The sequence below is a fragment of the Kitasatospora sp. NPDC048540 genome (assembly GCF_040651175.1).
Lineage (GTDB): Bacteria > Actinomycetota > Actinomycetes > Streptomycetales > Streptomycetaceae > Kitasatospora.
In genome coordinates, this window is record NZ_JBEZIR010000021.1 from 65,021 (window position 1) to 87,458 (window position 22,438).

The window sequence follows — 22,438 nt, forward strand, 5'->3', positions numbered from 1 at the left end:
ACCTCGGCCAACTCAACGTCCCCACCGACCTGAACGGCGTCACCGCCGTCTCCGCAGGCGACGGATTCGGCCTCGCCCTCAAGAGCGACGGCACGGTCGTGGCGTGGGGCGACAACCGTTTCGGGCAGACCGCGGTCCCGGCGGGGTTGGGCGGTGTGGTCGCCGTCTCCGCCGGGGACGGGTTCGCCGTGGCGTTGGACAAGAGCGGGTCGGTCCGTGCCTGGGGCCGTGACGACCTCGGTCAGACCACGGTCCCGGACGGGCTGGGCGGGGTCACGGCCGTCTCGGCGGGCAGGGCCCATACGCTGGCTCTCGTCCAGTCGTACCGGATCACCACCGCGGCACTGCCCGGTGCGGTCACCGGTACGCCCTATGTGCGGACCGGTCTGGGTGTCTCGAACGGTGCGCCTCCCTTCGGCTGGGCCGTCACGTTGGGGGCGTTGCCCCCGGGGTTGTCCTTGAGCCCGAAGGGGGTGGTCACGGGGACGCCATCGCAGTCGGGGACGTTCAACGCCGTGCTGCGGACGACCGACGGCACGGGCCAGCGGGCGGACCGGATGTTCTCGGTCACGGTGCTGGAGGCGCTGGGGGCGCAGTTCTCGGCCCAGCTCCCTCCTGGGACCTTCCAGGCCTCGTACTCTTCCCCGACCAGCAACGCTCCGCACGGGGGTACGCCTCCCTACGCCTGGACGGTCGCCGGCGGCAGTCTTCCGGCCGGGCTCTCCCTGGATGCTGCGAGCGGGCGTCTGTCGGGGACGCCGCGGGCGGCGGGCGACTTCGTCTTCACGGTCCAGATCGCCGACCACTCCGGTCCGGGCCGGCCGGTGACGCCGCTCCGGCAGGAATTCCAGCTCGTCGTGCAGCCGGCGCCCTCTTCGATCGGGTTCACGTCCTCGCCCGCTCCTTCGGTGCCGGGGCAGTCGGTGACTTTCAAGGCCACCGTCCGTGGGGACGCGGGTGTCCCCACCGGTTCGGTGACCTTCACCGACGGGCAGACCCCGCTCGGCTCGGCGGTGGCGCTGGACGGTAGCGGGACCGCCAAGCTGGTGACCTCGGCGCTCATCCCGGGCGGCCATGCCGTGGTCGCCGTCTACAGCGGGGACGCCACGTACCAGCCGAGCACCAGCCCGGTCGTCACCCATACGGTCAACGGTGCGGCCACGCTCAGGGTGAGCCCGGCGGTCGGTTCCCCGGGGTCGGTGATCGCGGTTTCGGCGACCGGGCTGCCCCCCGGAGGCAATGTCAGCCTGGGGCTCGACGGCCCCGTGGGTCAGGCGGGGACGGCGACCGTGCGCAGTGACGGCACGCTCGACGTCCGGCTTGTGCTGCCGTCCGACATTCGGCCGGGACGTTTCGCCTTGACCGTGCGTGCCGTCTCCTCGTCGCAGGCTCTGAGCACCACGCCTTTCCTGGTTGTGTCCGGTTCCTCGGGCCCGCCCGATTTCGTGGCGCGGCACTGAGGGGGTTCCGTTTTCGGCTCTCAGCCGGGGAGCTGGTCGTGCCGGCCCACCGAGAGCTTGTCGAACTTCGTGTCATGGCCTGCGCGTCGTGCGAGCGCGCGGCTGGTGAAGCCGAGCAGCCAGCGCCAGGTGTGTTCGTGGGCTCCGATGTTCTCGTCCTCGAGCCGGCGGGCGGCGTCGGCGTAGGAGACGCCGGCGTCCGCGAGCCGGTCCAGGTCGTCCTGGGCCTGCGGGTAGGTGCCGTTGATGCTGTCGCCGACGACCAGGGCGTGGTCGGCCGCCGCCTCCAGGGTGGCGCGGGGCATGGTGCTGACGGTGCCGGCGGCCACGAGTTCGGTGATGTAGCGCGTGTCGGACGCGGCCGGGGCGTGCGTATCGGTCGACGACCACAGCGGGCGCTGTGCGTTGGCGCCGAGTGCCTCCAGCGCGCGCCATCGGGGTGTGGTGAGGGCCTCTTCGTGAAGGTGGTAGAAGAGGCGGGCCGCGGCGATGCCCGCCCGGCCTTTGAGTGTGCGGCCTGCGGGTCCTGCCGACCGTTCCAGTCTCCGGTCGATCTCCCCGTCGACCTCGGAGGCGGAGAAGGAGGCCACCGACTCGATCCCGGACAGGTCGATTCCGGCTGCTGCCGCTCTTTCCAGGCCTGCCATGTGGGCGTCCATGACGGCTCGGTAGCGCTCGGGCGAGAAGATCAGCGTGACGTGGACGCTGATGCCCATGGCGAGGAGTTCGGTGATGGCCGGGAGGCCGGCTTCGGTGGCCGGGGCCATGATGAACAGGTTCGGCCGTCCGACGAGCCAGGCCAGTTCCCCTGCCTCGGCGATGATGGTCGAGGTGTGCCGTGCCGAGCAGGGGTCGACCTCGATGGAGACGCGTCCGTCGTGTCCGTGGGTCGCGTCGAACACGGGACGCAGGATGTCCGCGGCCTCGCGTGCGTCGGTGGCGGCGAGGATGTGCAGTGCTTCGTCGGCGGTGACGCCCCGGTTCGAGAGTTCGGCGAGCTGCCGTCGGTAGCCGGCGCCTTTGACGCCTTGTCTGAGGACGGCCGAGCTGGTCGTGGCTCCCACCACGTGCCGGTGGTGGACGAGATCGTCGAGATCTCCCGAGGCGATGCGGTCCCTGGACACATCGTCCAGCCAGATGGCCACGCCTTCGTCGGTGAGACGTTGGAGGGTGTCCGTCATGTCGATACCTCTGCGTACTTCAAAATCACGGCCGTGCCCCGCTGGTGGGGGTCACGGCCTGGACTTGCTGATCCGTTCTCTGCGTGATTCGGTCCAGGGGCTTCGGGGTTCTCTCCGCTGCCGTCGACCTGTTGTCGTTGACTCCCAGCCTTGCCCGGACAGCGGGCGGCCCGGCTTCCCGATCGGGCAGCCACGGAGGCAGGCCCGGGGGTGGGGAGGCCTGATCGCCGTCCCCGTGTCGTCGTGCGGGACCGTTTCCGACGTGGCGGGACGTCTGTCCGGGAGCGATCGCCGGCCCGATGAGGGGGCCTTTCGTTCTCTCTGTCGCTCTTGCCCGCGCGGCATTCTGGAGTCTCCGAGGAACTTCTGTTCCGAGGACCGCCGTCGAGACGACAAGGAAAACGGTTCCGATGTGCACACACTCTCCCCGCTGCCCGTCCGCTGATGCGGCCGACCGTGATGCGGCCTCCCCCACGGCGTGCCACCCCGACCAGGGGTGGAGCCTTCTGTGCAACGGGGTGGTCGTGTTCGACGACCTCGGTGATCTGTTGCCCGGGGGGCAGGTCGTCTCCCCGCGCTACGAGCAGGCCGTCGCCCACGACGCCCGCCCGGGTGGCGCGTAGCCGCCCACATGCGGCGCCCGCACTCCGGGCAGGGGCTGAGGGGCAGCCGAACGGGCAGGACCGAGTGGCCGTTCCGCCCGGCCGGATCCGCCCGAAGGTGCTCGTGGTCCTGCGGGCCGGTGCGCGATAGTGGAGGAAGCCGGCCATCCGCTCACCGTCGAGCGAGATCACGCCACGCCGAAGGCCGAACCGGTCTTCGAGGTAACGGGGGGCTGAACCGACTGCCGAGAAGCCGCCGAGGCGGCCCGTCCAGGGCTGCCCGGCGGCCCGCTGGGGGTTCGGACCCGGCGGGGCGTCCCGAGGTTCCTGGCGTCGGCATCAATCGACCAGCTATGGTCTCTGAAAGAGACAGAACTGTCTGTCTTCTCTAGCTTATCAAATTTTTACCGCCTCGCCCTGAAGAGAATCCGGGTGCGAGATCCGGGCAGAGATGAAACGAGTGGAAATGAACGGCGCCATCCAGAATCGGGTTCCCATGATCCTCAGGGTCACGGACGACCTCGAGATCCCGCTGATGTCCGAGCTCAGCTACGACCCCGGCGACCCGCTCGCGGTCTCGATCACGTTCAACCTGTCACCGGATGAGGAAATCCCCTGGGTGTTCGCCCGTGAAGTCCTGCTCGAAGGCCTGACCAAGCCGAGCGGGCAGGGATACATCCACATACGCCCGGCCGGACGCCTCGGCACGCTGGGGGATGTCCACATCACCCTCTTCGGGCCGGCGGGCCCGGTCGAACTGGCGGCGCCGATACCGCCCCTGGTGGCCTTCCTCGACCGGTCCGACCAGGCGGTGCCGATCGGGGAGGAAACCTCGATCATCGACGCGGCGATCGACTCGTTCGCCCACGCCCTGTTCGCTCCGCCCCGGGAGAGCGGTTTCCCCCCGGCGCCGGACCCCCTTCAACCGCAACAGGACACCACGGACGGGCCCCCCGGCCGCGCCTGGCGCAGGTGGCTCTGAACCGGCTCCGGCTCAGGAGTCTCCACCGACCAGGCTGTGGATGGTGTCGTGGAGAGTGAGCCGGACGGTCGAGGCGTCATCGAGGTACCCGGCCGTCTTGACCCCGTCGACGAGCATCATCAACACTCCGGCGACCGCGTCGGGGGTCGCATGGCCCATCTCGGCCAGGAGGTCCCGCAGCAGGGACTGCAACCACGCGCGGTTGACGGCGACGGCCTCACGGACCGGGTGGTCGGCCACCGGGAACTCGGCCGCGGCGTTCAGGAACGCACAGCCCCGGAAGCCGGGCGCGCAGGTGGAATCGCCGACGAGCTCGAAGATCCGCTGGAGCGCCTTCTGCGGAGGCAGGCCGATGAGCGCGGACTCGATGTACTCGCGCTGACGCCTGTCCTCCGCCTCCAGGTAGGCGACGACGAGGTCGTCCTTGGCCGCGAAGTGGCGGTAGAAGGTGGCCTTGGTCACGCCGGCCTCGCCGATGATCCTGTCCACGCCGACAGCCCGGATGCCCTCGGCGTAGAAGAGGCGGGTGGCTGCGTCGAGGAGACGGTCCCGCGGGGCCATTGCCTGCACGGCGGGATCCGACACCTTTCGAGTCATACTCACATCATTCATTGTGCTCTGTCACAGACCGGTCGTTCCCGCAAGGGTGCCCCATGACACGGCGGGTTGTCGCCTCGCGAGGGGCGGAACGTCAGAAGCATCACACTTAGGCCGACCTCACCCCCAAAGACTGCCCCTTCAGCTAACCGGGCCTCGGTACCCGCGCGGTACTTTCGCCAGGAGAGCGTCACGCTCGCCCCCTCCACTCCCGTCCACCCGATCATCAGGTGAGAGATGTCGACTCCTCCGTCCGAGACGCTACCCGGTGTGACCCCGAAGATGCCCGACGTACTCATCGAGGCTGCCGCAGACCTCTTCTACTGCAAAGGGGTGCGAGCCGTCGGCATGGACGAGATCGCGGCCCGGGCCCGGATCGGTATCGAGGAGCTCAACCGGATCTTCCCCACCAAGGACGACCTCGTGGTGGCCTACCTCCAGGACCTACACGGCCAGGTACGTGCGGGGTTGACCACGGTCATGGCCGGCCTGCCGCCCTACGAGGCCCTACAGGCACTGTTCGACGAGGTGGCCGACTACGTGTGCCGGCCGAGGTTCCACGGGTCTCCGCTCATCAACGCGGCCAACGAGTACGACGATCCGGCACACCCGGTACGGCAGGTGGTGGCCGATCACCGCTCGTGGTTCCTGCGGCTCCTGGAGGACCTGCTCTCCCGGCTCGACCCGCCCCGGCCCCGGGGGGTCGCGCAGGCACTCCTCATGCTCTACGACGGAGCGGTGGCCACGGGGTACCTCAGCAACCTCGACGCCACCCGCACCACTCTGCAGAACGCGATCACCACGCTGCTCGGTACGCACCCCGTTGCGGAGGAGGACACCCGGTCAGGACCGTCCTGACCGGAGCCCGGGACCCGGTCCGCGGCATCGCCCGCACCCGGGTGACGGTCCGACAAGACCTCACGCCCGACGCGCCGTCCGGCCGATCGGCCGTCTGGCGCCCATCACCACATACCCCCGGCCGCCGACCACCCCCGGTACGTCCGCGAACCCCAGGGACTCGTAGAAGACCCGCGCCCGGTCCGACGACGCCCGGCGGGTGAGTCCGACCCAGCGCTGCCGCACCGGGCGGCACAGCCGCTCGACCAGGCTCGTCCCTATACCCCGCCGCCAGCAGGACGGGACCACATGAAGCTCGAGGAGCCAGAACGGCCGACCGAGACCGTCGAAGCCCCCGATGTCCCTCAGCCCCTCCTCCATCTCGTCCGCCCAGGGCCAATCGGGGTCGAGAGGGGCACCGTAGGCGAACCCGACGAGCCGGCGGCCGGCGAACGCCCCGACCGCGCGCACCCGGGGCTCCGCGGCACGCCGGCCGATGAGACACCGACGTGACTCGGACTCCTCCTCCGACAGCGCGTTGGCCACCCGCTGAACGGCAACGGTCTGATCGAGCAGGGCCGAGAGGTCGAAAGACCCGTACCGGAGTTCCGCCGTCCGGACCGCGCCCGGCGGAGTTCCCCGGACGGGCTCCGCGGTGAACGTGAGAGGGATATCAGGCATCATTCCGCCGTCGGTCGGTTTCTCGCCAGCGCCGAACGCTCCTGGCGGTCTCCTGTCTACCTCGGCGAGGGACCGCAGCCAGTGCCCTGGAGGACATTCAGCGGGGAAAACAGCCGGTCCGTCCGGCGCTACAGCGTGTGGACTTCCCACCGACGCCGCCGCGACTGATAGACGATGATGTCGACTTCATCCACGTACGGCCCGTCACCGGGCTCGTAGAACCATTCGTAGGAGAGTCGGAACCGAAAGGCCCTGTCGCTCAGATCCCGGCATTTCTCCTCGCTCACCTCGACCCCGCAGATCTGCTCCCCCGGATCGAGGGTCTCGTGAGCGATACGGACGAGCTCCTTGACCGCCCATACCGGAACTGCATCGAACCCGTCCGAAGGGGACTTCTCCCCCGAGGACGCCGGGCTCACGGTCTCGTCAACAGAAATCACAGCACCCACCTGACTCCCGCCCCACCCTGTGCGGGGCGTCACCACGAACCTAAAGGGCCCGCGAGGCACGGACCGGACCTGCGGGGCAGACCTGCGGGCAGCAGACCCGCATGAGGCGGTCAGGTGGGATCGTCGGACAACTCGTCGATCATTACCTGTGCCAGCGCCTCGGAATTCCTCTCCTTAGCCACCACGGCCTGCCCTTTCGGCCATTCAGCAGCATCGTTCGGAAAGTTCCGACGGAGTTGATCGGACCAGTAGTAGACATTGCAAGCAGCCCCGTAAGCATCCTGCATGATTTCCAGATGAGACCTTATTTCGGAAGCTTCAGGAGGCTTCACCTCGAGCTGTCCCGAATTGATCAAATCCGCCAGATCGCTAAAGGCATCCGCCTTGCCCGCCACCCCCTCCGACATGCCGAGGTCGACGGCATGGGCCAGTCCCACCAGGCTCGCCTCCGATCTGCGCTCGACCCGAATATCGGTACCGCCGGATTCGACCACCTTATAGAGTTTCACATATTCACCCTCCGCACTTTCGATGAACTTGTTCAGCGCGACACCGAACTGCGCCATCCCGGTGCATGTGAAATATCGATCGGCACTAGTGATAAATTGCAAGAAGGATTTGGACTCCTGGATCAGGCCATCGCCGATGGCGAGCAGTGTCATCCCATCGCCACGCGCGGGGGCACCGGCCCGGGGTGGTGCCGGCGACCTTCGCGCCGATTCCCTTCTCTTTTCCTGAATCTCATCCCAGCGGTTCACCACGAGCGTCCATTGGGCGACGCAGGACTGGAGCGCCTCATGGTACTTGCGCCTGGGACCGGCCCCGACCGCGGAAGCTCGACCGACGTACGGAATACTCGCGAACTCAAAACCGGGCTCGACCACCTGCGGGGCGACTTCGGCACAGAGGCTGTACACCTTGTCCAGGTACTCACCGACCGCGGTGAACTCCTGGTCGGTCCACGAGCCGATATCCCCCGTCTCCAGCGCCCCGCCCACCCAGAGATACGGCCGTGCTTCGTCGCCGAAGCCTTCATCCACCCGGTTCGACAGCCGGCACACCACCGTGCACGCCATCCGGTAGAGATGCAGCGCCGTTCGATCCGACGGGTGCATACTCTCCAGCTGGCCGACCAGCTCCGCCAAGACTTCTGCATCCTTCCGCACAAGGCCCGCCAGACTCTCCATCCTCTTCGTATTGCCGGCCACGGACTTCGGGAGACCACCCCCGTGCATGCTGCCGGCGATCCGGCTCAATTCCGACTGGTAGGATTTCGCGGCCATGGCCACCCCACTGCAGACGGCGGCGGCCTCCCGCAGCCTCCTGCGCGGCACGACCACCTTGTTTTCCGTCCCTCCGACGAGCATTTCGGCCGCCGCACGCGCCTTCTCCTTGGCGGAAGGCCTGACGATCTTCTTTATCGCGACAACATCGTCATAGAATTCGCCACTGCTCACCATGCGATCGACCCGGCGGATCGCAACCCCCCTCCTGCTGATGTCGCCCGGCCCGGGATTCTTGGATCTTTGCTTCATCGCACGGAATGCGCAGTAGACGTTCCATATTTCCTTGGCGTCCTCTTCTCCACCGACCGCCATTCGATTGACCACCAGGGCGCACCAGGTACTGTTCCGCTTCTTCCACCACTCCTTGCCGCTCCGCGGCGTTTCATCCCCTACGAGCCCCTTGAGCCTTTCGAGTGAAATTGGGCCACCCGGGCCGCGATAGAGCCAGGGGAAATTCCTCTTCAGCGACTTTTCGCGTTCATCATCGCGCATTGCGCCACCTCCTCACCGTCGCATCCGGAAACCGTCTGCCGACACGCCACGCGGCAGATATATTTTAAGCCGCCCCCGAGACGATTTCTATCGACCACCGGGCAGGCTGCCGACGTTGACACGTGCCCTTTCGTCTGCACCGAACGCCCGGCGCAATATCGACCAGAAACGCAATTGTTTCTCACCGAAGCGCACGGGTGGCAGGCCCGTGCGGCGGCCCTGGACGAAGCTGTCCCGGCTCGGTGGTCACCCCGGGTCCCCTGGGGGGCACCCCAGGGGACCCGGGGTGAGCCGGAGGGCAGGGCCCGCGCCCCGGGAAAACGCGCCCCTGGGGACCCGGGGACGGCGGCTGCACCAGGGAAGGAGCGGACCCTGGGGTCGGGGTCGGGGGGGTTCCCCGGGATGGCAGGGGCCCCAGGGGGCCAGGGGTTAGGGGCCCTGGGGACGAGGCTAGGGACAATCCCCGATGTTCACGCCGCCCCCCTCCCGTAGAACTGAATTAGCAAGCAGGACCAAATGAAAGCCTTCTCCCTCCGGACGTGATCGTCATGGACGCCACTCTCACCACCACCACCGCTGAGCCTCTGACCCACGGGTCGGGCACTCCGGCGGACACCGTGCCCGACTCCCCGTGCACCGCTGTTCAGGTGGCCGCGCTTCCGTGCCTCTGGGTTCTGCCGCACCTGCCGGAGTCGGCCGGTACCGCCCGCCGGATCGCACGTCATGCGCTGTCCGAGTGGGGTGTCGGGGAGGACGCCGCGGACCAGGTGCTGCTGGTCGTCTCCGAGCTGGTCACGAACGCCGTCGAGCACGCGCTGCCCCCCGTGGCACTGCGCGTGGACGTCCCCGACGAGGGGATGGTGCACGTGGAGGTCGCGGACGGCGGCCCGGCGGAGCAGGAGGGTGAGTGGATCACCAGCTGCGCACCCGACGAGCACGGACGCGGCAGCGGCATCATCGACTTCCTGGCGGCCTCCCACGGCTGCTGCACCCGTGCCGGGCGTTCCACCCACTGGGCGGACATGCCCACCGCGGCCTAGACCCGGGACGCGGCGCGGCCGACTCGAGGCCGTCGGAGAAGTGGGACGCTTGCTAGGTGGGGTGACTGGGGGGAGGGGTGGGGCAGGAGGGAATGTCCTGTGGAGCGCAACCGGGCGCTCAACGGCCGTGAATGGAGATACCGATGCCTGGGACAGAGGGGTTTCGGGGGCGAGGGGGAACAGCTGCGGACTATCTCCGCGTCGTGCGGGTGGCAGGACTTGAGACGGTCGCTCACGCGGTCTCCTTCCGGGCCGCCTTCGTCGAGGCCTCGGCCGGTGTCACCGAGGGCGACCACGATGCCGCCGTCCGACGGGCCCGTCGCCATCATCTGCGGTTCGTGGAGCTCCTCGACGTTCAGATCGGGCGGGCGAGGGAGGTCTGTGCCGGGATCGGCGACGGGCAGCCCGGCAGCGACCGGAACACCCCGCGACGGGTGGCAGGAGCTGTGGGCCGGCTGGCGCGGCTCATCGACGGAGGCCATCCGGAGCCCACCTGCTCGTCCCGGCTCCCTTCGCGGCCCGGGGCGGCCGACGTCGGTGCGGACGTGGCGGGCGTCTCCCGGGTGCTCCTGGAACGGCTCATGGTCGCGTACTCGCACGCGGTCAAGGCGGTCGACCAGGCCAACGCCCTGTGCGCTCTGGTCGATGCGTACTGGCCCGGCACGGGCCCTGCGCCGTGGAGGGCCCGACGTGCGGCCGGAAGTCTGCGGGTCAGCCGAGAGATGATGGCGCAGTTCGACGAGACAAATCGGGCGGCCGGTCCGACGTCGGTGCCCTCACGGGTCGGGCGGGCGATGAGCCCGGTGGGCTGACCCGCCCATGACGGCTTGCGATGCGTCGCGCCGTCAGATCCAGTGGACGGTGAGCACGTCCTCGCCGGCGAGGAGGATCAGTCGGCTGGCGACCAGGTACTCCAGCCGGCTGAGGGTCTCCGGGTTGCCGGCAGTCACCCGAAGGTGCAGAACCCCGGGTCTCGCCCACACCTCGACCGTACCGTCGAGGGCCGGTACGAAGTCGACGCTGCCCCACGTCGTGTCCCAGTCGGCGTCGTACCCCCGGCCGAGGCTGCCGATCAGGCGCCGGCCGTAGTCGCCGGCCGCATCGGTCGTCACCGTCGCCTCGCTGCTGGGCCGTGGCGCAGGGGTACGTCCGCCCATCTCGCAGACCTCACACGATCCCCGGGGCCGGCAGCGGTGGTCCTCCGCCACACCGGTGAGGCAGGAGCGGTGGATCAGATGCCCGCAGGCCAGAACGGCAATCCCCTCGTGCTCCTCCCAAAAATTCCCTCCATTTCGCACATGGTGATTCACAGGAGCACTCCTTTTCAACTTCAGAGCGGGACCCGAGGATCACGCACAGTGTGCATCGGCAGACAAAATACGCTGCTACGAACGGTATCGTCCGGCATCGGGCCCGCCTGTTCCCGTTCGGGCATTGATCAGGTCGTTTCCAGGCTTCCCGTTGAGGCATTGCGGGAGGTGGTGGACGGACCCGTTGATCCGGTTGAACCAACGAGCCAGGTGCTGCCCGGCCTGTCAGGGCAGGGCTGCCGAGCGGACCGGATCCGTTGCCTCATCCGGCAGCCATCTCTCCCACGGGCATTGATCGGGCTTGTGGTGCGCTAGCGTTGCATTTCCCAAAATCGCTCTCACACACCGCCCGTCGCCTCTCGACGGGCGGTTCGGGGGTTCGGAGGTAAAGCAGGATGGACAAGCCTTCGAAGCCGGGCCGCCCCAGACTACGATCATCGTTCGAAGGAATAGGGCTGCTCGGGGCCGCCGTCCTTCTCGTACTGCCCGGGACTGCTGCCTTCGCCGACTCCGAATCCCCCGATCCCGCTGCCTCGGTTTCCGCCTCGGCGGAGTCGTCGGAGGCCGCCTCGCCCGCTGCGGACGGTGCGGCACGGACGCCGTCGCCGACGGAGGCCCCGCAGGCCGAGGTGCCCTCCGAGGCACCGTCCGAGGCGCCGTCCGCCGAAAGTCCGGTCCTGGAGCCGAGCGCCGCGCCGGAGTCGAGCGCAGCGCCGGAAGCCACCGTGGAAGGCACGGCCGGCGCGGGGACCGCCTCCTCCTCTCCCGAGGCCACGGACCCGGCACCGTCCGCGGCCGTGGCGGACCCGGCAGTGCCGTCCCCTTCCGACCCTTCCGGGTCTTCGGCCCCGCCGTCACCGGCGGTGGCCGCATCGTCCGATCCCGCCGCCCAGCCGACGCCGAGCGCTTCGGCCCTCGCCCCACAGCTCCCGTCCGCCGCACCGGTGGTCTCGATGTCACCGTTCGCCTCGCCGAGCGTCACCCTCACCGGATTCACGCCGTCCCCGGCGGCCGCGCTGGGCGGGAGTTCCTCCGCAGGAACGCCGTACGGGTCGTCATCGACCGCGGTGATGCAGCCGATCAGTCGCGGTGCGGTCCTCCGGCGTGCCCAGCAGTGGGTACTGGAGGGCGTCCCGTACAGCCAGAGCGCCTGGTGGACGGACGCCCTGGGGACGTACCGGCAGGACTGCTCCGGGTACGTGTCCATGGCCTGGCACCTCGACCAGCGGGTGAACTTCTGGACCGGGAACCTGGCCGTGGTGTCGCACCCGATCCAGGTGAGCGAGTTGCAGCCCGGTGACATCCTGCTGTCCTCCGGCCACACCGTGCTGTTCGCGGGGTGGAGCAACTCGGCCCACACGGCCTTCAACATGTACGAGGAGTCCCATCCGGGGACACGGGCCCACTTCGTCAAGGGCGCCTCTTACCTGTACTACGCGGTGGGCGGCTTCGTGCCCTACCGGTACAACCTCATCCAGGACGGCGGATCGCTGACGGAGGCCTCGTCCTCCGAAGCCGGCGCCGGTCCGCTCCCGTCGTCCGCCGCGCTCCCGCCGGGAGCCGTGACCGTGACTTCCCCGCTCCTGGCGGCCGGCAGCGTCCCGGCCACTCTCCCCGAGCCTCCGGCCATCGCCTGGACGGACGGCGGTGGCACCGTCACGGGCCCCGACGAGGCGACGGTGACGGCCTCGACGGGCGACCCGGGGCTGGTGTCGGCCAAGAGCTCGTCCTCCGACGGCACCACGGTCGCGATGATCGGCACGGCGTGCGCCGCGATTCTGACTGCCGGCGCTCTGCGGCTGCTGTGGCGGACCCGGCAGGGGCGGCCCCCGGCCCGCAGGAGGACGCCGGGCGCATGACCGACTGCCCGGTGTGACGCCCGGGACGGTGGTCACCGGGACGAGTACCGGGCCGGTCACCCGACGCGTTGCGCGTCGGTCCCCCGGAACCGAGGCGGAGGGGGAGGCCACGGCCGAGCGCCCGGACCGGGTCGCGGACCCGCCGGGCGCTCGTGCGCGGACTTCTGGGACGAAACCTCGAAGCGGTGCTCAGATCAGCCCCTCGCGGAGGGCGTAGGCCACCGCCTGGGAACGGTTCTTGAGCTGGAAGCGGCTGGTGATGTCGTGGAGAACGTTCTTGACCGTCCGCTCCGAGTAACAGAGCTTCTCGGCGATCTCCCGGGTGTCGAAACCGTCCGCGACCAGCCGCAGGACCTCGACCTCCCGGCTGGAGAGGCCCGTCAGATGCATGTCCATCGGGGACAGCACCTGCCGCTGCAGACGCCCCACCTGCTGCAGGAGCCGTCCCAGCAGGTCCGGCGGAAGAGTGCCCTCGCCCGCGGCCGTGCTGACGATGAGTTGGGCGAGCCGAGGTGCGGTCGCCTCCGAACGCCGGACGACTGCGCACACGCCCACCTCCACGACGTTCAGCAGCCCCGCCTCGTCGAGTGAGCCGATCACCAGAATGATCCGGCGGCAACCTCGCCGACTGAGGCTGCGCAGTGCGCGCATGGTCTCGTCGGTCAGGGTGTCCGTTGCCTGGATGACGACGGTGTGCTCGTCCACTTCGTCGGCACTGGCCAGGCAGACCTCCGGCCGGGGCCGTAGGGCGGCCTCCAGACCTGACTGGGATATGGGGTCGGCGGCCTGCACGAACACGGGAATCCTGGTGATCATCAAACTGCTCCTAGCTGATCGGCCCACTGCGCGGCAACGGCCGAAGACACTTCCACTGTCATCTGGGCGCTCTCACCGCTTCGATCCTTACCGCCGAGTCCTTCGCCGAGCTCTGCCCTCTCTGCGGTACTGCAAGCATGGCAATTCACCCACCCCCTGCGCCCCAGGGAAACTCCCTAGGCGATCCCCTGGGAGTGCGGCCGACTTTGGGGCAGGGTCCACCAGGTGGTCGTCGGTCCGAGGGGCTGCCCCGGCGGCTTCGGCCCGTCCCTGCAACGGTCCTCGCGGCTGCCCGGGCGGTCTCGGGCTGAGTGCACATCACGGCCCGTCGCCGAAGGCACCACCCTGACCGGGACTACCCTCGACGCATCGGGCGGCGACGGCCCGGCCGCCGATCGGCCGCCTCCTGCTGGGATCGCCATTCGGAGTGTTGCCCATGCCGTCCGGCCACCGACCGACCGCCGTCGTCCGCGGAGCCCTGTCGGTTCTCGGCGAGCTGCTCCTCACCTTCGGCCTGGTGCTCGGACTGTTCGCGGCCTACGAACTGTGGTGGACCGACGTCATCGCCGACCGCCACGAGGCGAAGGCCCAGCAGGAGCTGCTACGGACCTGGCAGGCCCCGCCGGACGCGAGCACCCCGGGCACGGGCGTCGCCCCCGCGTACGACGTGGGCGGCGCCCTGGGGATCCTGCACGTTCCCGCGCTGGGACGGGGGTACTCCGTCCTGGTCAAGGAGGGGACGAGCACCGCCGTGCTGAACCAGGGGGTCGCGGGCCACTACACGTCGCCCCCGTCCGCACTGCCTTGGGACGCTTCGGGGAACTTCGCCCTCGCCGCGCACCGGGACGGTCACGGCGCCAAGTTCCACAACATCGACAAGATCGGTGCGGGCGACGCCATCGTCTTCGAGACCAGGACCGAGTGGTACGTGTACCGGGTCGACAACACCTTGCCGAAGACGTCCAAGGACAACGTCGGTGCGATCACCCCGGTCCCGGCCGGCTCCGGTTACACGACGCCCGGGCACTACATCACCCTCACCAGCTGTACCCCGGTGTTCACCTCGCTGTACCGCATCGTGGTCTGGGGCCACCTGACGGAGACCGTCCCGGTGGACCAGCAGCGCACACCGCCGGCGGCCCTGCGCTGAACTCCCTGGGGGTACCCCAGGGGAGTCGACTAGGGCCAGTCCCTGGGGCCAGAGACAGGTCGGCGAACGCAGGATGGGGGTATCGGACAACCCTGGCCGGTCCTACGGGAGCCGGGACCCAGCTGAAAGGCCGGAGCCATGACCACGACCATGCAGCGCGTACGAGTGCAGCAGACCCGTACCCCGCGGCGGGAACAGCCCCCGCTGGACCTGCGCACGCCGAAGGGCCGTCAACTCCCCTACTGAAGAGGGGAACGGGAACCTGGCTCAGCGAGGCCGGCACCATGAGTGATTCCCTGTTCACCGGCGGTGATGACCCACTGGGCGGTACACCGCCTTCCGTCGGCCGCGCCGGTTGGCGCGGCGGCTTCGTGGGGCGGACGGACGAGTTGGCGGCGATCGAGCGCTGTCGCGCGGCGGCGGTCGCGGGGGTGCCCTGGGTGGTGGTGGTGGAGGGCCCGTCCGGGATAGGGAAGACGGCCCTGGCCCGCCGTGCTCTGGAGGATCGCGGCGACGGTCTGCAGGTCTGCTGGGCTTCGTGCGACGCGACCGAGAAGGATCTTCCGTACGCCGCTCTCGATCAGTTGCTGCGTCGTATGCCCTGCGATGTCCCGGGGCTGCGGGAACTGCTGCGTGAGCTGACGCCTGACGCCTCGCCGCTGGCCGTGGGCACGGACCTGCTTCCGCTTCTCGCGGTTGCAGCCGACAGTGCACCGCTGGCCCTGGTGCTGGACGACGTCTCCTGGGCCGACGATCACAGCCGTCAGGCACTCGCTTTCAGCCTGCGCCGGTTGTGGAGCGAGCCCGTCCTCATCATCGCCACCGTGCGGACCGGTGGGGCACTGGGGCCTCCGGTCGACAGTGAGCACGACTGGCGGAGCCTTTGGAAGGGTGTCCAGCACCTGTTGCCTCTGCATCTGGGTGGTCTCACCGAGCAGGACGCCGGCGGCCTCGCCCGCGAGGCGGGTGCCCCCGAGCTGAGCCGGGCCGCGCTGCGGCGTCTGCAGGAACGGACCGGTGGGCACCCTCTGCACCTGCGCACCCTCCTGTCCGAGGTTCCGCCTCCCGCGCTGATGGACCTGTCCCATCCGCTGCCCGTCCCCTCCTCGCTGGAGTCCGTCATCGGGCAGACCTTGCGCAGGCTCCCCCACGATGCGCGGCGGCTTGCGGAGGCGCTCGCGGTGCTGGACCTCCCTGCTCCGCTCACCACCGCCGGAGATCTGGCCGGGCTCACGGACCCGACTTCGGCCCTGGCTCCGCTGCTCACAGCCGGGCTGGTCGAGTGGGATCCCCTGCAGCCCACCGCGCCGGTGCGGATCCGCCACCGGCTCCAGCGGGACGCGGTCTACCACGCCATCAGTCCTTCCCGCCGCAGCTCGCTGCACTCCGCCGCCGTCACCTTGGTGGCTCCGGATGCGGCGTGGAGCCACCGGGTGGCCGCCACCACTCGTACCGATCCCGGCCTTGCCGCCCGGCTGGATGCGGAGGCCGATCGTCAGGCCGCCCATGGGCTTCCCGGTCGCGCGGCCACTCTGCTGTTGTGGGCCGCGGACCTGTCGACCAGTCGTGACCAGAGCGAGCAGCGTCTGCTGGCCGCCGTCATGCATCTGCTCACCGGTCAGCTCCACGGCCGCGCCGCGGCTCTGCGGAGGGCCGTGGAGGGTTGTGCCTCTTCTCCTCGCCGGGATGTGATCCTGGGGAGTTGTGCATGCCACGTCGGAGACCTCGACACCGCGGAGCATCACCTCACGCGGGCGGCGGCCACGGCCACCGACCCGGCCACCGCCGCGGTAGCCGATCTCTCGCTCGGTGTCACCCGCATTCTGCGGGGCGACGGAGTGGGCGCCGCCGCCGTTCTGCGGCCGATGGTCGATCAGGAATGTTCCACGGTGTTCGCCCGGGACGCTCTCGGGATGCTGGCGTTCGCCGTCGGTCACACCGACGGGCCGGTGGCCGGGCTGGACGTCCTCGCGCCGGCCCGGCTTCCCGCCGCCGCGGCGGTGGTCCCCCGCACCGAGAGCCACTGTCTGCTCTACCGCGGCATCCTGCGTGTCCTGGCCGGGCAGTTGCGGGCCGGCGGCGACGATCTCACCACTCTCGTCACGCGGCAGCACTCCGCGGGTGACGTCTCGGTCGAGCCCACGCCGTCGGCCTACGCGGGGCTCGCCCACTACTTCACGGGGCGTTGGGAGGAGGCCGTCACCAGGGCGGAGGCCGCCGTGCTCACCGCCGACACCGACGGTTCACCGTGGGGGCTGTCGATGGGTCACGCCGCCGCCGCCCTCAGCTACGCGCAGCAGGGCCACCGGAAGCAGGCCGAGTCCCATCTCGCGTCCTGTCGGCAGCACGCGACCGTCTTTCCGTGGCTGAACTCGCTCCACCCACCGGTGATCGCCGCGACGCTGGCCCAGGCCAGGGGGGACCGTCCGGCGATGATCCGTGCTCTGAGGGCGGTCGAGGATCCCGGTGTCACGGCCCCCGGGTTGCTCACGGTCGGGCCGCTGCTGTGGGCTCCGTTGCTCGTCGATGCGTTCACCGCGGGCGCCGATCCTGCTCCCGGCGACGTCGAGCGCGCCGGGGACGCTCTCGCCCGGATCGACCGACTCGTCGTGCACGCGCCGGGCCTGGCGCTCACCTCGCACTGGCTCCACGGCAGGATCGCCGTGGCGACCGGGGATGTTCCCGCCGCCCTCGCCGAGTACCATGCCGCGGACCGGTGTACCGCGTCGGACGACGACATCCCGCTTCACCGCGCTTTCCTCCACCACGACTTCGCGCGGCTGCTGCTCTCCGCGGCGGGTTCCCGCAATCGCCGTGACGCCGCCTCGCATCTCGAGCAGGCCCACCGTCTCTTCAGGGTCCTCGGGGCCACGCCGTATCTGGAGCGGGTCGCCCGCGACCTCGCCGACCTCGGTGCCACCGACGGCGACGGTCCCGGCCGTCGACTGCCGGACCTCACGGAACGCGAGCACGCCGTCGCCCGTCTCGCCGCTCAGGGCTTGACCAATCAGGAGATCGCCCGGCAGCTCTTCCTCAGTCCCAAGACCGTCGAGTACCACCTGGGCCACGTCTTCACCAAGCTGAGCCTCAGTACCCGTCGGCAGCTCCGTACCCTGCTCCGGCCGTAAGCACTGACGCCGGTTCCGGTCCCATCGAGCGTCGGCCGGCGGCCGCCGGATGATCCGGTCATCAGGCGATGCTGGTGACCGGGTCCGGCGGCCGCACGGTGCACTGTCGGGATCAATCGGTTTCCAGCTCGGGCCACCTCTCCAGGCTGAACCTGGCGTCGAGTTCGTCGAGCGGCATTCTCAGGACTGTGCCGCTGAGTTCCTGGCAGATGGCGGAATGCCCGTGCAGGAGGGTGTAGTCGATCTCGTTGATCTGAAGCTGCTCGGGGTCGTCCTTGTCATCGCTGATCCGGCTCCAGACCTGCCCGGGAGCGGCGACGACGTAAACGCACCCGTTGGCGTAGGCACTGCACGCCACGGACAGGGCGGCTCGGTCGGGCAGCAGGTCCTGGTCGCGCAGGCGTGCGCGGTAGGCGTTGATCAACCGGGCTGCACGGAGCCCCCCGACCACGCGGTCGATTCGAGAAATCATCGCGACCACCCCCACGGTTGTCCGGTCGGAATACGGCAGTACTCGAAAGGCATAGGATCACACCCCTGGGAATGCCGGCGAACCGGACGTGAACTTTCTTCTGGAAAAGCTTTGTAGCCTCGATTATCGATCGGCCAGACACCCTCCGGCTTCGTCCGGCGACGCACCGCGGAGTCCCTGAATCACCGGACCGAGGGATGCCCGATCGGCCATCGCCTGAGCGGCACTCTCCTGGTCAAGTGGAGTCAGCCGTCGCCAGATCTACCTCGATGCGACGGCCGGCTAGCATGCGGGACCTATGGGCGACGTGAGACTAGGCCGAGGTCCAGCCGTCACCTGAGGAGCAGAAATTGTCTGACCCGAACAGCCAGAAGGACGTCCACGGAACGGTGAAGTGGTTCAACGCCGAGAAGGGATTCGGATTCATCACTCCAGATGGCCAGGAGCGCGATGTATTCGTTCACTACTCCGCGATCGTGGGTTTCGGCTACCGCTCCTTGGAGGAAGGCGAGGCGGTCATCTTCGATGTTTCCCAGGGCCCCAAGGGACCGCAGGCCGCGGACGTGCGGAAGGTGCACGACGATACGCAGAACGACCACCGCACCCCTCATCGGCCGACGAGCCGGCGCCCTGCTCAGCGCTGACGGCTGATACGCGGGAGCCCCCGGAGGCCGAGCGAGCCCGCACTGCGCGGCCGCCCGGCTTCCGGCGCCGGTTCCCCTTTCTCCGCCTCGGGCGTTCAGGTTCGAGGCGGCGCGGCCGCCCGAGGCCTACCGACCCCGGGCGGCCCGAGCACGGAACGCCGCAGGTCCATCAGCGGGATTCTTGCGGTACGACCCGGTCTTTCGGCACTCTGCACATCTGACGCACGGCACGATCCGAGCCGTGTGGCAGCCTGAGGAAATGCGGACCAGCCCCGCCGGGAACGCCGGTCGATGCCGAGACACGAACTAGCAGCACTATCAACTGGTGGAAGACCTCATGCTGGGAATAGAGATCGCTCTTCGTCAGGCCCTGAACTCACAGTGCCGGTACAAGATGGGCGCGGTACTGGCGTCAGGCAGCCGGATTTTCGCCGCAGCCCCCAACAAGCGCCGGAACTCTCCCACGATCGACTTCCGGCACAGTACCTTCCACGCCGAGGAAGCGGTGGTCAGGAAAGTCAGGAGGACCTCGGGCCGGGAGATCTACGTCGCCCGGGTCGACGCATCCGCCCACCCGGCACTGGCGCGGCCGTGCCGCCGTTGCCTCACCATGCTGGCCAGGGCCGGCATCGTCCGGGCCTACTACACCGTCAGCTCGGACACCATCGGTGTCGCTGTCCCGCCGCGGGGTTATTGCCAGCCCCATGAGGACGCTCTGCTGTCCTGGTCCTTCTGACCCCGGCCACAGACGCCGCGCCCACGACCGCCCTGCGGGGTGATCGTGGGCGCGGCGTCGACGCAGCCGGAGGAGCAGTCATCGTCCTCAGCGGGAACCGCAACCGCCGGAGCCGGGCTGGCGCGCGATCCGTGCGCCGTGCCGGTGGGGCGGCGGGAGACGTGTCGGGGCCGCCGGCAGAGGGGCTCGCGCGGGATGCCGGGCTTCCGGCGAGCGCCCGCCGCACCACGCTCGGCCGGCTTGTCCGGCGGCCGCCGCAGATGCCAGGAACCGACGGTCCTGCGGGTACGGCCGGCAAGCCGATCGGGCCTACGACGCTGCACCGACGGGGTCTCGGCGACGAGATGCTCCTCCGTCCCGACGCCATCGGCCAGTGGGAACCACGCGACCAACGCGTAGCCACAGAGCTCCGGTACCGATTCGACGGTCAGCGTGGCGGACCGCTCGGCCGCCCCTCGCAACCCGCGTTCGGTCAGCCCGGCGGGTGTCACCCAGCCACTGTCCTGGACCTGGTGGACGGACAGCGCCATACCGTCACTCCGCAACGCCAGCGCGAGGCGGAGGGGGCCGGTGGCGTGGCGGACAGCGTGGAGAAGCACACCCGAGAGCAACTCCGTCGGGTCCTCGCACAACCGGTCGATCTGCCAGATCACCAACTGCCGGCGAACCACGTCGCACACCGCGTCCACCGCACCCGCAGGATCCGGCACGTGCCACGTCAACGCCACGCCGAGGACACCACACATCGGCGGCAACGGCCAGATCATGTCCCGATCACTACGCGCGTTACGGGTGTCGTCATTCATGGCAGGCGATCCAATCAGGCGCGTTCGGAACTGCCGATTCCAGCTGTCGACGGTCAGGACGGGGTTGATCTCGATGCCGGTTGCGGGTCTATCGCCACCCCCGCCTGAGATTCAGCCGACGCGTTCAACGGCGACTGTTCGAAGGTGACCACGGGCATCGGCACACCTCGATACTCCCAGCCGGGCCGCCGTTTCCGTCCCCCCGGGGAGCGGGCATGGAGGCATCTCACGGCGGACGAAAGGGCACCGCGGACCGGACGAAGCGGGCAGCGCCCCGGGCGGCGCAGGGTGTCGGGAGGCTGCGCCGACCCCCGACACGACGATCCCGCCCCGGCCGCGCCGCCGGGGCGATCATGGACGGACCGACGCTACTTCCTGGTGAAGAGCTCCACCTCGCTAAGCGCCACGTTCTTCCCGTCGAGTCCGGGGATCTTGTCGGTCACATATATCCGCACCCAGGTGACCCCATGAGCATTGGGGATCTTTATCTGCTGTTCTTTGCGCTGATCCTTGAGGGTGACATCTGCAGACTTGTCGTTGGAGAAGACGAGATGCAGCTTCACAGGTCGACCGACTGCATCGAAGTTCGCGCTATCACCGTTGTGGATGAGGGCCGCGTCCAGGTTCACCGGGTTCGGGAAGGTCAACATCAGATACGGATCGGTTGCCGACTGGGGGTACGTCCAGGCGGTGGCCTCGTTCCCGTCGACGGCCAGCTTGGGCGGACCGTCCGGGACGTCCGGGCTCGATGTCGCCCCGGTGGCCGCGACCGGCTCGTAGTCCGGGTGAATGCGGTAGTTGATCTGCTTCTCCTTCGCCGTGACCTGACCGTTCACCCAGGTCCGCAGCGGCGGGTAGAGGCTGTAGACGATGCCGAGCAACAGCAGGGTCAGGCCGAGAATCCACCGCAGTGGGCGGAGGATTCTGGAGAGTTCCGGCATCCGCACGCCGGTCTTCACTCCTGGTTGTCCCGGCCTGCCCCCGGCCTTGAGCGTCCGGGGCTTGGGCAGGATGCGCCTCCACCACGGGTCCTTGACCAGGTGGGCGGTGGCGAGTGAAGTCCCGCAACGACTGCAGAACTTCCGGGCCGGGGGGTTGCCCTCCCCGCATTCGCCGCAGATGCGGTCTCCGGGGTTGAGTCTCCGGTTGGCCTTGGTACGCGTGACCGCATGTCGACGCTTCTTCGGGGCTTGAGGAGCGACAGGCACCGGTTGGGTGGAGGTCTCCGGCTCGGGAGCAGCCGATCGCTGCCCCGGCCGCGGCGGAAGCTGGGGGCCGGGGCCTGACGTCCGGGGCGCAACCGGAACTACGAGAGCTTCGGCAGCGGTACGAGAGGGCTTCTGGAGTGAGGGTTTTCCGTCCTTGGCCTCAAGGTCCAGGTCGTCATCCTCGTCGTCGTCCTCGTCGTCATCTAGGTCGAAGTCGAAGTCGTCGTCGTCGTCGTCATCGTCGTCATCGTCGTCATCGTCGTCCTCGTCATCGTCATCGTCATCAAGGTCGAAGTCGAAGTCGTCGTCATCGTCGTCGTCGTCGTCGAGATCCAGATCCTCTTCTAGATCATCTTTTCCCGGAGCAGCTGGTCCACCAGGTATGGGTCCCCCGCCGGGGGCACCGGGGACCAGTCCCTGCGGGCCGGGTTGTCCCGGCAGGGTCGGCGGACCCGGCGCGGGCCGGGGCGGCAAATCCGGACCTCCTCCCGGACGTGGCGGCAACCCGGGAGGCGAGGGCATCCCCGGTGGCGGAGGCATCCCCGGCCCACCACCCGGGGGCGGAGGCATCCCGGGTCCACCACCCGGACGCGGCGGCATCCCAGGAGGCGGAGGCATCCCCGGCCCACCACCCGGAGGCGGAGGCATCCCGGGTCCACCACCCGGACGCGGCGGCATCCCAGGAGGCGGAGGCATCCCCGG

General features: G+C 69.1%; 20 protein-coding genes and 1 pseudogene. 11 read left to right on the forward strand and 10 right to left on the reverse strand.

All coding sequences use genetic code 11. The features are described 5' to 3' along the window. Window positions 1-1,460 (forward strand): Ig-like domain repeat protein (locus AB0D08_RS11535; protein WP_359887914.1); only part of this gene is annotated, 1,460 nt, incomplete at its 5' end. Between the two features lie 20 nt (window positions 1,461-1,480). On the opposite strand, the gene tal is transcribed toward AB0D08_RS11535, so the two are convergent. Beyond that, complete coding sequence (gene tal / locus AB0D08_RS11540) at window positions 1,481-2,641, reverse strand: transaldolase (protein WP_051812414.1); 1,161 nt, start codon at window positions 2,639-2,641, stop codon at window positions 1,481-1,483. A 410-nt stretch (window positions 2,642-3,051) separates the two neighbouring features. On the opposite strand from tal, the gene AB0D08_RS11545 reads away from it, so the two are divergent. Further along, window positions 3,052-3,264: a DUF5999 family protein gene (locus AB0D08_RS11545; RefSeq protein ID WP_033820468.1), complete on the forward strand. Its 213-nt coding sequence runs from the start codon at window positions 3,052-3,054 to the stop codon at window positions 3,262-3,264. A 445-nt stretch (window positions 3,265-3,709) separates the two neighbouring features. Then, window positions 3,710-4,225: an SsgA family sporulation/cell division regulator gene (locus AB0D08_RS11550; protein WP_359887917.1), complete on the forward strand. Its 516-nt coding sequence runs from the start codon at window positions 3,710-3,712 to the stop codon at window positions 4,223-4,225. Window positions 4,226-4,237: 12 nt separating this feature from the next. Here AB0D08_RS11550 and AB0D08_RS11555 read toward each other — a convergent pair whose 3' ends face one another. After that, window positions 4,238-4,822 carry a TetR/AcrR family transcriptional regulator gene (locus AB0D08_RS11555; RefSeq protein ID WP_082526517.1) on the reverse strand — a complete coding sequence of 195 codons (585 nt, stop codon included), beginning with the start codon at window positions 4,820-4,822 and terminating at the stop codon, window positions 4,238-4,240. A 270-nt stretch (window positions 4,823-5,092) separates the two neighbouring features. Here AB0D08_RS11555 and AB0D08_RS11560 point away from each other — a divergent pair, with 270 nt between their 5' ends. Further along, on the forward strand, window positions 5,093-5,680 hold the full coding sequence (locus AB0D08_RS11560; protein WP_158515502.1) for a TetR/AcrR family transcriptional regulator: 588 nt from the start codon (window positions 5,093-5,095) through the stop codon (window positions 5,678-5,680). Window positions 5,681-5,740: 60 nt separating this feature from the next. On the opposite strand, the gene AB0D08_RS11565 is transcribed toward AB0D08_RS11560, so the two are convergent. From AB0D08_RS11565 to AB0D08_RS11575, 3 genes are all read right to left on the reverse strand, one after another. Next, entirely contained in the window at window positions 5,741-6,130 is a 390-nt protein-coding gene (locus AB0D08_RS11565) for a GNAT family N-acetyltransferase (RefSeq protein WP_359887919.1), read from the reverse strand. 338 nt (window positions 6,131-6,468) lie between these two features. Next, window positions 6,469-6,780, reverse strand: coding sequence for a hypothetical protein (locus AB0D08_RS11570; protein ID WP_033820466.1), 312 nt, complete (start codon window positions 6,778-6,780; stop codon window positions 6,469-6,471). 119 nt (window positions 6,781-6,899) lie between these two features. Then, window positions 6,900-8,567: a hypothetical protein gene (locus tag AB0D08_RS11575; RefSeq protein WP_149038140.1), complete on the reverse strand. Its 1,668-nt coding sequence runs from the start codon at window positions 8,565-8,567 to the stop codon at window positions 6,900-6,902. A gap of 647 nt (window positions 8,568-9,214) precedes the next feature. On the opposite strand from AB0D08_RS11575, the gene AB0D08_RS11580 reads away from it, so the two are divergent. After that, on the forward strand, window positions 9,215-9,607 hold the full coding sequence (locus tag AB0D08_RS11580; protein WP_033820472.1) for an ATP-binding protein: 393 nt from the start codon (window positions 9,215-9,217) through the stop codon (window positions 9,605-9,607). Window positions 9,608-9,816: 209 nt separating this feature from the next. After that, the gene (locus AB0D08_RS11585) at window positions 9,817-10,419 is read left to right on the forward strand and encodes a hypothetical protein (RefSeq protein WP_149038139.1); all 603 of its coding nucleotides are present in this window, start codon (window positions 9,817-9,819) and stop codon (window positions 10,417-10,419) included. A gap of 33 nt (window positions 10,420-10,452) precedes the next feature. Here AB0D08_RS11585 and AB0D08_RS11590 read toward each other — a convergent pair whose 3' ends face one another. After that, the gene (locus AB0D08_RS11590) at window positions 10,453-10,719 is read right to left on the reverse strand and encodes a DUF2218 domain-containing protein (protein ID WP_033820463.1); all 267 of its coding nucleotides are present in this window, start codon (window positions 10,717-10,719) and stop codon (window positions 10,453-10,455) included. Between the two features lie 1,151 nt (window positions 10,720-11,870). Between AB0D08_RS11590 and AB0D08_RS11595 the strand changes: the two genes are divergently transcribed. Continuing rightward, window positions 11,871-12,776 carry a hypothetical protein gene (locus AB0D08_RS11595; RefSeq protein WP_359887924.1) on the forward strand — a complete coding sequence of 302 codons (906 nt, stop codon included), beginning with the start codon at window positions 11,871-11,873 and terminating at the stop codon, window positions 12,774-12,776. 189 nt (window positions 12,777-12,965) lie between these two features. Here AB0D08_RS11595 and AB0D08_RS11600 read toward each other — a convergent pair whose 3' ends face one another. Beyond that, window positions 12,966-13,592, reverse strand: coding sequence for a response regulator transcription factor (locus AB0D08_RS11600; protein ID WP_033820461.1), 627 nt, complete (start codon window positions 13,590-13,592; stop codon window positions 12,966-12,968). A gap of 436 nt (window positions 13,593-14,028) precedes the next feature. On the opposite strand from AB0D08_RS11600, the gene AB0D08_RS11605 reads away from it, so the two are divergent. Together AB0D08_RS11605 and AB0D08_RS11610 are read left to right on the forward strand one after the other, a co-directional pair. Next, window positions 14,029-14,742, forward strand: a complete 714-nt coding sequence (locus AB0D08_RS11605; protein WP_359887927.1) for a class E sortase — start codon at window positions 14,029-14,031, stop codon at window positions 14,740-14,742. Between the two features lie 284 nt (window positions 14,743-15,026). Beyond that, on the forward strand, window positions 15,027-17,870 hold the full coding sequence (locus AB0D08_RS11610; RefSeq protein ID WP_359887929.1) for an AAA family ATPase: 2,844 nt from the start codon (window positions 15,027-15,029) through the stop codon (window positions 17,868-17,870). A gap of 112 nt (window positions 17,871-17,982) precedes the next feature. Here the strand turns inward: AB0D08_RS11610 and AB0D08_RS11615 are convergent, their stop codons facing one another. Beyond that, window positions 17,983-18,351 (reverse strand): hypothetical protein, encoded by a 369-nt coding sequence (locus AB0D08_RS11615; protein WP_033820458.1) that lies wholly within the window; start codon window positions 18,349-18,351, stop codon window positions 17,983-17,985. Window positions 18,352-18,692: 341 nt separating this feature from the next. Between AB0D08_RS11615 and AB0D08_RS11620 the strand changes: the two are divergent. Further along, window positions 18,693-18,917, forward strand: a pseudogene (locus tag AB0D08_RS11620) (cold-shock protein); the annotation flags it as partial. Window positions 18,918-19,311: 394 nt separating this feature from the next. Next, window positions 19,312-19,722 carry a hypothetical protein gene (locus tag AB0D08_RS11625; RefSeq protein WP_149038137.1) on the forward strand — a complete coding sequence of 137 codons (411 nt, stop codon included), beginning with the start codon at window positions 19,312-19,314 and terminating at the stop codon, window positions 19,720-19,722. On the opposite strand, the gene AB0D08_RS11630 is transcribed toward AB0D08_RS11625, so the two are convergent. Both AB0D08_RS11630 and AB0D08_RS11635 read right to left on the reverse strand, forming a co-directional pair. Then, complete coding sequence (locus tag AB0D08_RS11630; protein WP_359887932.1) at window positions 19,677-20,528, reverse strand: hypothetical protein; 852 nt, start codon at window positions 20,526-20,528, stop codon at window positions 19,677-19,679. The genes AB0D08_RS11625 and AB0D08_RS11630 overlap by 46 nt on opposite strands. 368 nt (window positions 20,529-20,896) lie before the next feature. Beyond that, complete coding sequence (locus AB0D08_RS11635; RefSeq protein ID WP_359887935.1) at window positions 20,897-22,210, reverse strand: hypothetical protein; 1,314 nt, start codon at window positions 22,208-22,210, stop codon at window positions 20,897-20,899. Window positions 22,211-22,438 lie beyond the last annotated feature (228 nt).